Source organism: Ilyomonas limi (assembly GCF_005233845.1).
Taxonomy (GTDB): domain Bacteria; phylum Bacteroidota; class Bacteroidia; order Chitinophagales; family Chitinophagaceae; genus Ilyomonas; species Ilyomonas limi.
This window is the reverse complement of sequence record NZ_SZQL01000010.1, coordinates 198,965-212,532: the sequence shown is the minus strand read 5'-3', so window position 1 is coordinate 212,532 and position 13,568 is coordinate 198,965. Positions and strand designations below refer to the sequence as shown.

The window sequence follows — 13,568 nt, the reverse complement described above, 5'->3', positions numbered from 1 at the left end:
CCATTTTTGGGAGTAGCTTTTTTGTTTATAAAAACATGCATTAAAACACCTGGATTAATTGCTTTTTTACAGGTTTTAAACCAGATAAAAATCATTGTTAGTTTAATAACTCATTAAAGAAAACAACAATCATATAAAGCTGATTTTAAGAGAGCGCTGAAAACATTTATTCTTCATTAAAAAAGTTTTCACAACAATATTTTTAATAAATATTCTTCAACTTTATACTGTGAACGGAAAGCCAGCTTTCCATGATCAATTATCCAGTATCAAAATCCAATATCCATGAAAAAATTTTTTACCTTAACTGCTATGCTGTGCCTTACAGCAATGCTTCAATCCAATGCACAAGATGTACATTTTTCCCAGTTTTTTGAAGCCCCGTTGGTGCGCAATCCATCACTCGCCGGCATCTTTGATGGCGATGTGCGCGTGCAGGGCGTTTATCGCTCGCAATGGGGAAGTGTAACGGTGCCTTTCGTTACACAATCTATTAATGCCGAATATAAAATGCCGGTAGGACAAAGCAATGATTTTGTAACGCTGGGTATGCAAATATTACACGACAAAGCTGGTACCACTGCACTCACTACCACCAATGTGTATCCGGCACTCAACTACCACAAAGCATTAAGCGCCGATAAATCTACTTACCTTTCTATGGGCTTCATGGGTGGGCTGGTGCAACGCAGTTTTGACCGCTCCAAAGTAACTACCAATCATACGTATGATAATGGTGTGGATGGTGAAGGAAACCTAAACCCGCGCTATGGTTATCTGGATGGCAGTGCTGGTATGTCGTTCAATTCAACTATTGGATATGATGAAAAAACGACCTATTTTGTAGGACTTGCCTATCATCATTTTAATCAGCCCAAAGCTTCTTTTTACAGCAATCCGGCAGTAGCAATCAAGCCCAAATGGGTCGCTTCGGGCGGTATTAAATTTCCGGTAGATGAAACATCCTATTTTACACTCGAAGCAGACTATACCAGCCAGAATACAGCCAGTGAAATCGTTGCTGGTGGTATGTATTCGCGCAAGATTGGCGATGATTACGACAATCCTTTATACACCATTCATTTTGGTGGTTATATGCGCTTAAATGATGCTTTCATCCCGGTAGTAAAGCTGGACTACCATCCATTCTCGGTAGCTATAAGCTATGATATCAATGTTTCTACGCTTAAAACGGTAAGCCAGTACCGCGGCGGCGTAGAATTATCCATAGCGTATGTTGGTTTTTTAGACAGAGATAATTCCAGTAAAAATGCAGTGATGTGTCCGCATTTTTAAGTTGTCATTAAAAAAATAAAAATTTAAATTTTTGGCAAAGAATCTGATTCTGTTTAATTTAGCAACATATAAATATGAAAAAAACTCTACTCATACTTGTTCGTCATTTAAAAACCCTGCTTACAGCGCTGGTTTTCGTATGCGCCGGCTTTGCTGTAAGCAGTTTCACTTTTCACGCACATTCAGAATCAGCAAAAGTGGAGGTAATCAAGTGCTATCCAAATCCAGCCACTTCGATTGTTAATTTTGAATTTCAGAAAAATATTGATAAAAGCTATGTATTGCAGGTATATAGTTTTGTAGGGAAAAAAATGGTGGAAACACCAGTGGTAAATAATAAAATTACCATTACGCTTACCGACTTTAACCGCGGCATTTACGTTTATCAGCTTCGTGATAAAAGCGGCGCAACAGTTGTTGCAGGCAAGTTCCAGGTGATTAAATAAATTTTATTTTAAAATAATGTCAGTGCCGGTTATTTTAACCGGCATTTTTTATTGGTAAAAAGCAAGTTGCTAAACCAATATCGCAGTTTAATGTTATTTAGATAAGAAGGTGAAATGCAAAAGCGGATAATTCCATCCCGTCGGGTTTTGTAGATGTGCAATCATAAAAATGCTGTAATGATATCCGCTTTGCGGATTAAAAGCCTGAAGGGGTGACAGGATTATAGTATATGATCAATAATGAAATTAGCTAAACCCCGGAGAGGTGACATAATTAATTGCACCACATAAACTCAAAGTCTTTGCTTAAGACAAACTTATCTCTACACTTACTTACTTTGCGCAAAATTGCAGCGTGTACACGATAGATATTATAGCAAAAACCTTAGATGCAAAGGCACATATTACTAACAGCAAAGCCATTATTAAAAACCTGCTCACCGATAGCCGGCGCATTGTTTTTCCTGCTACTTCTTTATTCTTTGCATTGCAGTCTTCGCGTCGTGATGGGTTTACCTTTATTGATGACGTATATCATCAGGGTGTTGTCAATTTTGTGGTTACACACTTACCGGAGGCAAGTAAATATCCTGCTGCCAATTTCTTGATTGTAAAAGATACATTAGAAGCACTGCAACAATTAGCAGCCTGGCACCGCAGTCATTTTCATTACCCGGTGATTGGTATTACCGGCAGCAATGGCAAAACAATTGTAAAAGAATGGCTGTATCAATTGTTATCGCCGGAGTATAATATTATTCGCAGTCCGCGCAGTTACAACTCGCAAATTGGGGTACCATTGAGTGTGTGGCAAATGAACAGCCAACACAATCTCGCCATTTTCGAAGCCGGTATTTCCAAACCGGAAGAGATGGAGAAGTTGCAGCCAATCATTCAACCAACCATTGGTATTTTAACCAACATTGGCGAAGCGCACCAGGAAGGCTTTAAAAATGTGGAGCAAAAAGTAAAAGAAAAGCTGCGATTGTTTACTAATGTACAAACATTATTTTGCAATAGGGATAATGAGGTTGTACAAGAAAATTTATCGTCACTTTCTATTCCTCAAATACAAAACTGGAGCCTGCTGCATGATGCAGATTTAGTAATACAAAAAATAGAAAAGCAACCCCAGCAAACGCTCATAACAGCTTTATACCAACAATCGCAAAATATCCGTATCACCATTCCTTTTACCGATGATGCTGCTGTAGAAAATGCGATTACCTGTTGGAATGTTTGTTTGTATTTTCAACTCTCCCACTCCATCATTGCCGAGCGCATGGCACGACTGCAACCAGTAGATATGCGCCTGCAATTGTTGAAAGCAGCAAATGGCTGCTCGCTTATAAATGACAGTTATAGTTTTGATATTAATTCGTTTAATATAGCACTGGATTTTTTATTACAGCAACATCAATATCCTTCAAAAACAGTTATCTTATCCGACTTTGCTATTACCACAGATGATAGCCATTATCATCAGATAGCCGATGTATTAGCCATAAAGAAAATTAATCGCGTTATTACCATTGGCGAAAACTGGTACCGCCTGCAAGACATATTAAAAGATAAAATCAGGCGCACCACGCATTTCGCATCCATGCAGTCGTTCCTGGGTCAGTTGCATACTTCGCAGTTTCGCAACGAAGCTATCCTGCTGAAAGGAGCGCGCAAGTTTGCCTTTGAGCGTATTGTTGCCCAACTGGAAGATAAGGTACACAGCACCATAATGGAAATTAACCTGACGGCGCTGGCACACAATTTAAAAGCCTATCAACAACATTTACAACCCGGCACCAAACTGATGGCCATGATAAAGGCTGGCGGCTATGGCAGTGGCAGTGCCGAAGTGGCTAATGTGCTGCAATATCACAAAGTAGATTACCTTGCCGTGGCTTATGCTGATGAAGGAGTAGAATTGCGCAAAGCAGGCATTAGTCTCCCCATTTTGGTGTTAAACGTAGACGAAGCTGCTTTTGAAGCTATTGTTGACAACAATTTAGAGCCGGAATTGTTCTCTTTTAATATCCTGCAAGCCTTTATTCATTATCTCTCCCGGCAAGGCATCCAGCAATACCCCGTGCATATAAAAGTAGATACCGGTATGCACCGGCTGGGCTTTGAAGAAAAAGATATTCCTGAACTGATTGCCGTATTAACCAATACAAAAAGTATTGCGGTAAAATCGGTTTTTACACATCTTGCTGCCAGCGAAGCCGAGGAAGAAGATACTTTTACCCAACAGCAATACAACATTTTTGACCGTTGCAGCAACCGCCTGCAAAAAGCGTTGAAGTACAATTTCATCCGGCACATCGCCAATTCTGCTGCTATTTTTCGCCATCCGGCGATACAACTTGATATGGTGCGGCTGGGCATTGGCTTGTATGGGGTGGATAGTGCTAATGAACACCAGCTTCAGCTGCAAACGGTCTGTACACTTAAAACCACCATCGCGCAGCTCCGCTGGATAAAGGCCGGCGACACGGTTGGCTACAACCGCCGTGGTAAAGCCACCAAGGACGAACTGATTGCTACATTGCGGATTGGCTATGCCGATGGTGTGAGTCGCAGGCTGAGCAACGGCGTAGGTAGTGTATGGATAAAAGGAAAACCGGCCCCCATCATTGGCAATGTATGTATGGATATGCTGATGGTGGTTGCGACTGGTATAGAAGGCGTACAGGAGGGTGATGAAGCGGAGATCTTTGGTAAAAACATCCCGGTTCAACTGGTGGCGCAACAATGCGGTACCATTTCTTACGAAATTTTAACTGGTATCAGTCAGCGTGTAAAACGGATTTATATCGAGGAATAGTTTATTGGGATCACAGATGAGACTGCTTGGGAATCACTGATAAAACAACTGATATTTTCTGATATACCTGATGTATAAAATCATATTCCATACGTTACATCAGAAAATATCAATCTAATCTGGTATCAAGAAGAATTATCATCTCCAATGCCCCCGGCGCCAGTAATACCCTCTGGGGGTTCTTATCCATACACCCGGCGCCCATACCCGGTGAGGTCTTGGCGCAGCCCAATAGCCTGGCCGATGCACATACCTGCCGCCGCGCCAATAATAATTCCCATCTACCCAAATGTAATTAGGATAAGGCCGGGGCGGGCGGCTGTACATCCCCGGTGCGGGACGCGTGGCTACATAATGCCCTGAAGTACAACCTGTTGCAGAGAAAAATAATATTAATACCAAAGTATATAAAATAATATTTTTCATATATTCTTATTATTTATAATTCACGAAATATACCCGTGTACTTATCGCAACAATACATAACGGTAACCGGCAACTTCGATTTGACAGAAAGGTTTTGGTTTAATTATTTATGCAACCAATCTTAAACTTTCTTTTGCAACGCCTTTGAAGGCACACATCCATCAAATCTGTTATCTTCGTAAAAATTTGTATCGCGCTCAATAATTTCCCAATGAAGAAAGGCTGGCAGGTTGCTTTGTTAATTATCCTTATCCTTGTTGCCGACCAGGCATTAAAAATTTATATTAAGACGCACTTCCATTTAGGTGAAAGCCATGAAGTGTTAGGTAAGTATTTTCAACTAACTTTTGTAGAAAATGCGGGCATGGCCTGGGGCTGGAAATTTGGTGGCGATTTTGGTAAAATTGTACTTACCTTATTCCGGCTGGTTGCAGTAATACTGGGTGTGTTTTATTTGCGTAGCATTATTAAAAAGAAATACCACAAAGGTTTCATCACCTGCGCAGCACTCATTTTTGCAGGTGCTGCCGGTAACCTGATAGACAGCATGTTTTATGGACTTATCTTCAACAACAGCGACTATTTTGTACGCAATGTTGCTGTTATGTTTCCACCGCATGGCGGCTATGCAGGCTTTTTGCACGGGCGTGTAGTGGATATGCTGTATTTCCCTATTATTCAAACACATTATCCATCCTGGTTTCCGGTGTGGGGCGGACAGGAATTTGAATTCTTCAGTCCTGTATTCAACCTTGCAGATGCTTCTATTTCGATTGGGGTTATTGCCATTTTAATCTGGCAAAGAAAGTTCTTTTCGCAAAAAGAGGTTGCGGTTACCAATAACGCTCCGGTAGCAACTACCACAACGCCTGTTGTAAACGAAAATTTATAATATTTACTCACTATTTTCCGGCAATTACTTTATCAACGCTGACAAGGTTTAGAGACCTGTCGGCGTTTTTTGCAATCCTCCTATTGTTTTATTTTCGCAGCCTTAACCATTTACCTTGTTGCAATTAACCACCGACATAGCAGTTAGAGACCGTTGGGTACAATTCATTTACACCTTGCAAGATGATATTTGCGGCGCATTAGAAGCATGCGATGGTAAGGCGACCTTTACAGAAGATGCCTGGCAACGACCAGAGGGCGGTGGCGGTAAAACAAGGGTAATTGCCAATGGTGATGTATTTGAAAAGGGCGGCGTGAATACTTCGGTTGTGCACGGTGTAGTAACAGATGCCATGCGCATACAACTAAACATAAATGGTGCTTATTGGTTTGCCTGCGGACTTAGTTTAGTCATCCACCCTATCAATCCTTTTGTGCCAACAGTACACTGCAACTACCGCATGTTTGAGCTGTACGATGAGGCGCATAATGTTATAGACCGCTGGTTTGGCGGCGGTACCGATCTTACCCCCTATTACCTTTTTGAGGAAGATGCCATTTATTTTCACCAGACTTATAAAAATGTCTGCGACCAATTTGACCCAACTTTTTATCCCGTTTTCAAAAAGCATTGCGATGATTATTTTGTAAACACGCACCGCAACAATGAGCGCCGCGGTATTGGCGGTATTTTTTACGATTACAAACGTGCTGATGAAAAAAGGAATACGGAGTTTTGGATAGATTTTGCACGCGCCTGTGGTTATGCTTTTATAGATGCGTATATACCTGTTGTAAATAAAAGAAAAGACATACCTTACAATGCAGCGCAAAAGCATTGGCAGGAAATACGCCGCGGTCGCTATGTAGAGTTTAACCTGGTGCACGACCGTGGTACAATATTCGGCTTAAAAACCAACGGGCGCATAGAAAGCATTTTGATGAGCCTACCGCCTACCGTACGTTTCGAGTATAACTATCATCCGCAGCCCGGTAGCGACGAAGACAAGTTATTGCAAGTATGCCTGCATCCAAAAGAATGGGTATAGCGATAGCCTAATTTTCTAAATGGGCTTGGTTGCAGTGAAGTTGATATGTCTCTAAAGAAGGAGATAACAAGCAGTCCGTTTATTATAGTTTGCTTATCAGCTATTTCACCGTGATGAAAATGATAGATTATTACTGTAATCTTGCGTCTTGCGTCTTTCATCATGTATCTTAGCCTCCTCTCTATTTCCTATAACTTGTTTCTTATCAATTATTTCTTCTTTCCCTTATCTTTAACGCATGTCATATCTTATACTCATTGGTGGCATCGCATTGCTTATCATACTTATTGCCTGGGCACGCTTTAATGCATTTCTCGCCTTTTTAATTGTATGCATTTTTATTGGTTTGCTAAGTGGTTTATCAGCAGAGGCAATTATTATTTCGGTACAGAAAGGGATCGGCGATATTTTGGGCAGCCTCGTAGTTATTCTTGGGTTAGGTGCCATGCTGGGTAAATTAGTGGCAGACAGTGGTGCAGCCCTGCGCATATCTTCTGCCCTGATAAATGCTTTTGGCAGAAAATATATCATGTGGGCACTCGTAATTACCTGCTTTATAGTAGGTATTCCGTTGTTTTACAATGTGGGCTTTGTGTTGGTGGTACCGCTTATTATTACGGTAGCCGCACGTTATAATTTACCAGCCGTTTATATTGGCTTACCGGCACTTTCGGCACTCTCGGTTACGCATGGTTATTTACCGCCACATCCTTCACCGGTAGCACTCGTACAACAGTTCAATGCTGACATTGGCACTACTATGTTATATGGATTTCTCATTGCTATTCCGGCCATTTTAGTAGCAGGTCCCGGCTTTGCCGTAACCCTAAAAAAATATACCAATAAACCATTGCAGGCATTTGCCTCTAAAGAAATGGACGAAGAAAAGCTGCCTTCGTTAACAGTGAGTATGGCAGCGGCCTTTATGCCTGTGGTGCTTATAGCACTTAGCTCGCTGTCTAGTTATTTTTTGCCACCGCAACATGCTGTAACTATTTTCTTTAAAGCGATTGGCGACCCTGCCATGGCAATGCTCATATCTGTTTTGTTTGCCGTTTTTACGCTGGGCTTACACACGGGTGCACGCATGAGTGCCATCATGTCTTCGCTGGGCGAGGCGGTTAAAGATATTGCTATGATCCTTTTTATTATTGGCGGTGCCGGTGCATTAAAACAATTACTGACCGACAGTGGCATCAGTAATCAAATCATACAAGGATTAACCACTTTGCATGTGCATCCATTGTTATTGGCATGGAGTATTAGTGCACTGATTCGTGTTTGTTTAGGTTCGGCAACCGTAGCCGGACTAACAACGGCAGGCATTGTAGCACCGCTAATAGCAACAACAGGCGTCAATCCTAACTTAATGGTATTAGCAACCGGCGCCGGTAGTCTGATGTTTTCGCATGTAAATGATGCCGGCTTCTGGCTCTTTAAGGAGTACTTCAATTTATCTATCAAGGACACCATCAAAACCTGGTCTATTATGGAAACGTTGGTTTCTATTGTAGGGCTGATTGGTGTGTTTGTAATTAATTATTTCCTGTAAGTTTTACATCACTTTCGCTAACTTCCAAAGTATGTGCAATACCGTGTTTTAATGCATAATTTTCTTGTGTATGACCTACCGGAAAATTAAAGCAAACAGGATAACCGTAACCTTTTATGGCATCATAAATCACATCATATACCGAAGCACCAAATGGAATCACCGTATCTTTCATATCGGCAAAAGAGCCTACTATTAAACCTGCTAAATCATCCAGCTTACCGGCTCTTTGCAGTTGTATCATCAGCCGGTCTATGTTATAAATATACTCGCCAATATCTTCTATAAACAGTAGCTTACCTTTTGTATCGATACTGCTTTTGGAGCCGACAAGATGGGCCAATAAACATAGGTTTCCACCCACCAACTCGCCGGTGGCAGTGCCCACTCTATTCAATTTATATGCTTCGCAACGGTATGTGTAATGCATGCCTGTTAAAGCTTTCAGCAGCGATTGCACATATTCCGTCTCGCTGCCGCCATTATTAAATGCAGCCGCCATGGGTGAGTGCAAAGAAGCTATATGATAGTTGTTGAAGAGGTGCGAATGTAATATCGTAATATCGCTGTAACCAACTATCCATTTTGGTTTTTCGGGGAAAGATGTAAAATCAATTTTATCAATAATTCTACTCAGTCCATAACCGCCGCGTGCACATAAAATGGCTTTTACATTTTCATCATCCAACATCTGTTGTAAATCTGCCAATCGTTCTTCATTGGTACCGGAAAAGTAGTTAAAATGAGTACCTAATGTTTTTCCCTTTTTTACCTTAAAACCCCATTGTTCTAATACTTGCAAACACGTTTCCATATTCTCCAACGGCATGTAGCCCGATGGACAAATCACGCCAATCATATCCCCATTTTGTAAGTAAGAAGGCATTGTAATCATGCAGCAATATTAGGGAATAAGATAGTGGGCAATATTGATATTATTATAAAGTTGAAAATAAAAAGGTAGTATTTATAAAGAAACTGTTGATGAACAATCGAGATCTGCTTGTTATTTTTACCGGACTTACAGCACGCCTTATCAACAAACAATTGCATAAACTTTAAACATGAAAATAGCTACTTATAATGTAAATGGCATCAGTGCACGCTTACCTGTATTGCTGCGCTGGCTTGATGAATCAAGGCCGGATATAGTGTGTTTACAAGAGCTAAAAGCACCGCAGGAAAACTTTCCAGTGGAAGCTTTACAAAATGCAGGTTACCATGCCATTTGGCATGGTCAGAAAAGCTGGAATGGTGTGGCAATCTTATCGCGTAATGCACAACCGGAGGAAATGCGGCGTGGGCTGCCAGGAGATCCCGATGATACGCAAAGCCGTTATATAGAAGCAAAGGTTAATGGCCTTGTTATAGGCTGTCTTTATTTGCCGAACGGCAATCCTGCGCCGGGTCCAAAGTTCGATTATAAGCTTCGTTGGTTTGAAACCTTAACTGCACATGCGGCCAACTTATTGGCTTCGGGCAAATCCGTTATTTTAACTGGTGATTACAATGTAATGCCTGCCGAACAAGACGTATATAAACCGGAACGCTGGATAAACGATGCCTTGTTCAGGCCGGAATCGCGCAGCGCATTTCACAACCTTGTTGCACAAGGCTGGACGGATGCCATCAGAAAACTGCATCCGAATGAGACCATTTATACCTACTGGGATTACTTTCGCAATGCTTTTGGGCGCAATGCAGGTTTACGCATTGACCATTTTTTACTAAGTCCGCAATTGGATAAACGATTAGTAAATGCAGGCGTGGATACTAATGTACGCGGGTGGGAAAAAACAAGCGATCATGCGCCGGTGTGGATTGAACTGGCAGGTGAGTAGAGAATGTAATAGCACGGGCTTCAATCAGGTTATTATATAAGGCGTATGCGTTGAACTGCGAGCAGAAAACAGGGCATGCACTTAATTGAAAATGGTATAGTGTTTTTTATTAAAGTAAATCAAAACATTTACCTTATCCTGAATAAAAAAGCCTGTAATGCTTAAAAGTTACAGGCTTTTTTATAGCGATCTGTTATTAAACTATTTCATTTAAACAAATAATTGAACTGCTTAAGCAAACGGAAAGTCATGTAAATATGAATGATGAGCAGCACAGAGAAGATAAAGAAGAACAGCAGGAAGCTTAACAGCATTTGCTCTAATTGAGCAGTGCTCATACCTGCCGGAATAGTTTGGTGCTGCATGGCTTGCTTTATTACTTCGGATGCAACCGTTTTGTTGTTGATCAAAGTAATGTATTCTATTATACCCAAAGCACTGAACGCAATGCTGACAAAAGCATTTACTCTTATCCAGTCGCGTAAAGAGGGTTTACATTTCCTGCCGCCTATAATGCCTTTTGTTAAGAAAGACAAAGACGTAAAAACATAAATAACAATGCAGGCTATGGCAAATACCGGCAGCAGCGCGGCAGGATTGGCTAATGCCATCAGCAGCAACGAAAGATCTATAAAACCAAAAATTGCTGCTATAGGCAGTAGTATAAAGGTAAGCACGCGATAAACAATCAACAGTGTCTTCATGAACGCAAAAATAATGTGCTGCCAGCATACAACTTGTGGCAAAAGGTATGAGCGTATAGTTTATTTAGCTTTCGATCTTTCTTAATGTATTGTTGTTTTACACCTTTTTGGTTAACCCGCCCCCACTTCTTGTCTTACTTTCTTCTTATTGCACATCCGTTTTTATCTGAAGCTCATTCAACTGTTTTTGGTCTATAGCAGCAGGTGCATCCAGCATTACATCGCGGCCGGAGTTATTTTTGGGGAAAGCAATAAAATCGCGAATACTTTCGCTGCCGCCCAAAATAGCACACAGCCTGTCGAAACCGAATGCGATACCGCCGTGTGGTGGTGCTCCATATTCAAAAGCACCGAGCAAAAAGCCAAATTTGTGCTGCGCTTCTTCTTTACTCATGCCCAACGCAGCAAACATTTTTTCCTGTAGTTCGCGCTGATAAATACGGATAGAGCCGCCGCCGATTTCATTGCCATTGAGCACCATATCATACGCATTGGCTTTGATGTTGGTGTACGGATGCTCTAAATATTTTACAGCGTTTTCAATCACCGGATCGTTATTAATCATCACCTCAATATCACCTGGTTTTGGTGATGTAAATGGATGGTGGCGTGCTACCCAGCGGTTTTCTTCTTCAGCATATTCAAACAGCGGAAAATCGAGCACCCACAATAATTTAAACTCCTCTTCTTTGCGAAATCCAAGACGTTTACCCATTTCGAGGCGTAGTTCGCTCATTGCTTTGCGGGTACGTTCTTCGGCACCGGCGAGTATTAATACCAAATCACCTTTTTGCGCATTTGTTGCGTTGGCAATGGCTTTCAGGCGCTCTTCGTTATAAAATTTATCTATACTGCTTTTGTAAGTACCATCGTTGTTTACTTTTATAAAAGCCAAACCCTTCATGCCAATCTGCGGACGCTTTACCCAATCTATCAGCTCATCGGTTTGCTTGCGGCTGTATTCTGCAGCACCCGGAACAGCAATGGCCAATACAGTTTCTGCTTCATCAAAAACTTTAAAATCCGCACCGTTGATTAAATCAGCTTTATCTTCTTTATTTACATACACCGATGCAGGCTTTTTAAGATTGGCAATCTTCATTTCAAAGCGGATGTCGGGCTTATCAATACCATAGTTCCACATGGCATCTTCCCAACTCATACGCTCTACTCTTTCGGTGTAATCAATACCTTTTACTGCTTTAAAAATGTATTTAATTAAACCTTCAAACATATTGAGAATGTCTTCCTGCTCTACAAAAGCCATTTCGCAGTCTATTTGCGTAAACTCCGGCTGGCGGTCGGCACGCAAGTCTTCATCTCTAAAACATTTTACCACCTGATAATAGCGATCGTAACCACTCACCATCAGCAATTGCTTGAAAGTTTGGGGGCTTTGCGGCAAGGCATAAAATTGTCCCGGATTCATACGCGAAGGCACCACAAAATCGCGTGCACCTTCGGGGGTGGATTTGATGAGAAACGGTGTTTCAATATCCATGAAATCATTTGCATGTAAGTAATCGCGGGCAGCACGGTTTACAGCATAGCGCAGTTCTAAATTCTTTTTCACTGCATTACGGCGTAAATCCAGGTAGCGGTATCTCATGCGCAAATCGTCGCCGCCATCGGTATCATCCTGAATAGTGAAGGGTGGTACTGCCGATTTATTCAACACTTTAAAACTGGTCACCTGAATTTCAATATCGCCGGTAGGTATATTTTTATTTTTATTGCTGCGCTCGCGTACAATGCCAGTTACCTGCAACACATACTCGCGCCCCAAAGGATTCTTATCGGGCTCTGCATTCAGTTCTTCGCCAAACAACAATTGCGTAATGCCATAGCGGTCGCGCAAGTCAATAAAAGTAATAGCACCAAACTTGCGGATGGTTTGTACCCAGCCGGCAAGTGTTACGGTTTGCCCAACGTTTTCCGTCCTCAATTCGCCACAGGTATGCGTTCTGTACATGATAATTGCTTTTAGGAGGCGCAAATATAGCAAACCAGCTTACATTGTTTCTATTACATCCAGGTGGCGGGGCCGCCAATAAAGATAATAATACATCAGTATAAACATACCCAGCAGAAAAGGAACGAGCGTAAGTTGCTTATAACTAATTCCGCCCCATATCATCTTTTCATCAAATGCAAAAAACTCGCTGATCATCCAGTACGAATTGGCCGTTATCCAGAATGTAATAGCGAGATTGTGGCACAGCTCGCTCATCAATGCTCTGGTGCGCCAGGCTATAACAATGGAGATAATGAGCGTTGGAAAGATCATCAGGATACCCAGTGGCTTTAAAATAATACACCACGAAATATCTTTAAAGAGCCAGAAAACAATATGTAAGTTTTCCATTCTACGGTACGAGACCGGAATACTATAAGTTGGTTCTGATTTTTTTACGACCTTACGGACAGGTACTGGACTTTTAACGGACATTTTTTTTGCACAAAATAGATAAAAGTAAAAGTAATGTATAAAGAATATAAAAGAGGCAATCAATAAAAGTTGATTGCCTCTCTCACTTAAATT

The 13,568-nt window shown here is 41.4% G+C and carries 12 protein-coding genes; 7 read left to right on the top strand and 5 right to left on the bottom strand.

The window, feature by feature from the left end:
• Window positions 1–285: 285 nt before the first annotated feature.
• From FC093_RS13775 to FC093_RS13765, 3 genes are all read left to right on the top strand, one after another.
• Entirely contained in the window at window positions 286–1,296 is a 1,011-nt protein-coding gene (locus FC093_RS13775; protein ID WP_137262374.1) for a PorP/SprF family type IX secretion system membrane protein, read from the top strand.
• A gap of 74 nt (window positions 1,297–1,370) precedes the next feature.
• Complete coding sequence (locus tag FC093_RS13770) at window positions 1,371–1,742, top strand: T9SS type A sorting domain-containing protein (RefSeq protein ID WP_137262373.1); 372 nt, start codon at window positions 1,371–1,373, stop codon at window positions 1,740–1,742.
• Window positions 1,743–2,097: 355 nt separating this feature from the next.
• Window positions 2,098–4,563 (top strand): bifunctional UDP-N-acetylmuramoyl-tripeptide:D-alanyl-D-alanine ligase/alanine racemase, encoded by a 2,466-nt coding sequence (locus tag FC093_RS13765; RefSeq protein WP_137262372.1) that lies wholly within the window; start codon window positions 2,098–2,100, stop codon window positions 4,561–4,563.
• A gap of 138 nt (window positions 4,564–4,701) precedes the next feature.
• Here the strand turns inward: FC093_RS13765 and FC093_RS13760 are convergent, their stop codons facing one another.
• A complete protein-coding gene (locus tag FC093_RS13760; protein WP_137262371.1) occupies window positions 4,702–4,989 on the bottom strand; it encodes a YXWGXW repeat-containing protein in 288 nt (95 codons plus the stop codon).
• Window positions 4,990–5,200: 211 nt separating this feature from the next.
• On the opposite strand from FC093_RS13760, the gene FC093_RS13755 reads away from it, so the two are divergent.
• The 3 genes from FC093_RS13755 to FC093_RS13745 all read left to right on the top strand — a co-directional run bounded on the left by FC093_RS13755 (window position 5,201) and on the right by FC093_RS13745 (window position 8,481).
• Window positions 5,201–5,881 (top strand): lipoprotein signal peptidase, encoded by a 681-nt coding sequence (locus tag FC093_RS13755; RefSeq protein WP_137262370.1) that lies wholly within the window; start codon window positions 5,201–5,203, stop codon window positions 5,879–5,881.
• A 115-nt stretch (window positions 5,882–5,996) separates the two neighbouring features.
• Complete coding sequence (gene hemF, locus FC093_RS13750) at window positions 5,997–6,929, top strand: oxygen-dependent coproporphyrinogen oxidase (protein WP_240743297.1); 933 nt, start codon at window positions 5,997–5,999, stop codon at window positions 6,927–6,929.
• 238 nt (window positions 6,930–7,167) lie between these two features.
• Entirely contained in the window at window positions 7,168–8,481 is a 1,314-nt protein-coding gene (locus FC093_RS13745) for a gluconate:H+ symporter (RefSeq protein ID WP_137262369.1), read from the top strand.
• Here FC093_RS13745 and FC093_RS13740 read toward each other — a convergent pair.
• Entirely contained in the window at window positions 8,465–9,376 is a 912-nt protein-coding gene (locus FC093_RS13740) for a S66 peptidase family protein (protein WP_137262368.1), read from the bottom strand. The genes FC093_RS13745 and FC093_RS13740 overlap by 17 nt on opposite strands.
• A 169-nt stretch (window positions 9,377–9,545) precedes the next feature.
• Between FC093_RS13740 and xth the strand changes: the two genes are divergently transcribed.
• The gene (gene xth / locus FC093_RS13735; protein ID WP_137262367.1) at window positions 9,546–10,322 is read left to right on the top strand and encodes an exodeoxyribonuclease III; all 777 of its coding nucleotides are present in this window, start codon (window positions 9,546–9,548) and stop codon (window positions 10,320–10,322) included.
• Between the two features lie 206 nt (window positions 10,323–10,528).
• On the opposite strand, the gene FC093_RS13730 is transcribed toward xth, so the two are convergent.
• The 3 genes from FC093_RS13730 to FC093_RS13720 form a co-directional block, all read right to left on the bottom strand.
• Window positions 10,529–11,026 carry an RNA-binding protein gene (locus FC093_RS13730; RefSeq protein WP_137262366.1) on the bottom strand — a complete coding sequence of 166 codons (498 nt, stop codon included), beginning with the start codon at window positions 11,024–11,026 and terminating at the stop codon, window positions 10,529–10,531.
• Window positions 11,027–11,171: 145 nt separating this feature from the next.
• Window positions 11,172–12,998 carry an aspartate--tRNA ligase gene (gene aspS / locus FC093_RS13725; RefSeq protein ID WP_137262365.1) on the bottom strand — a complete coding sequence of 609 codons (1,827 nt, stop codon included), beginning with the start codon at window positions 12,996–12,998 and terminating at the stop codon, window positions 11,172–11,174.
• Between the two features lie 39 nt (window positions 12,999–13,037).
• Entirely contained in the window at window positions 13,038–13,391 is a 354-nt protein-coding gene (locus tag FC093_RS13720) for a hypothetical protein (RefSeq protein ID WP_137262364.1), read from the bottom strand.
• Window positions 13,392–13,568 lie beyond the last annotated feature (177 nt).

Coding starts and splice junctions, on each gene's coding strand:
- FC093_RS13775 (WP_137262374.1), top strand. CDS start 286: ATGAAAAAATTTTTTACCTTAACTGCTATGCTGTGCCTTACAGCAATG.
- FC093_RS13770 (WP_137262373.1), top strand. CDS start 1,371: ATGAAAAAAACTCTACTCATACTTGTTCGTCATTTAAAAACCCTGCTT.
- FC093_RS13760 (WP_137262371.1), bottom strand. CDS start 4,989: ATGAAAAATATTATTTTATATACTTTGGTATTAATATTATTTTTCTCT.
- FC093_RS13755 (WP_137262370.1), top strand. CDS start 5,201: ATGAAGAAAGGCTGGCAGGTTGCTTTGTTAATTATCCTTATCCTTGTT.
- FC093_RS13745 (WP_137262369.1), top strand. CDS start 7,168: ATGTCATATCTTATACTCATTGGTGGCATCGCATTGCTTATCATACTT.
- FC093_RS13740 (WP_137262368.1), bottom strand. CDS start 9,376: ATGATTACAATGCCTTCTTACTTACAAAATGGGGATATGATTGGCGTG.
- xth (WP_137262367.1), top strand. CDS start 9,546: ATGAAAATAGCTACTTATAATGTAAATGGCATCAGTGCACGCTTACCT.
- FC093_RS13730 (WP_137262366.1), bottom strand. CDS start 11,026: ATGAAGACACTGTTGATTGTTTATCGCGTGCTTACCTTTATACTACTG.
- aspS (WP_137262365.1), bottom strand. CDS start 12,998: ATGTACAGAACGCATACCTGTGGCGAATTGAGGACGGAAAACGTTGGG.
- FC093_RS13720 (WP_137262364.1), bottom strand. CDS start 13,391: ATGGAAAACTTACATATTGTTTTCTGGCTCTTTAAAGATATTTCGTGG.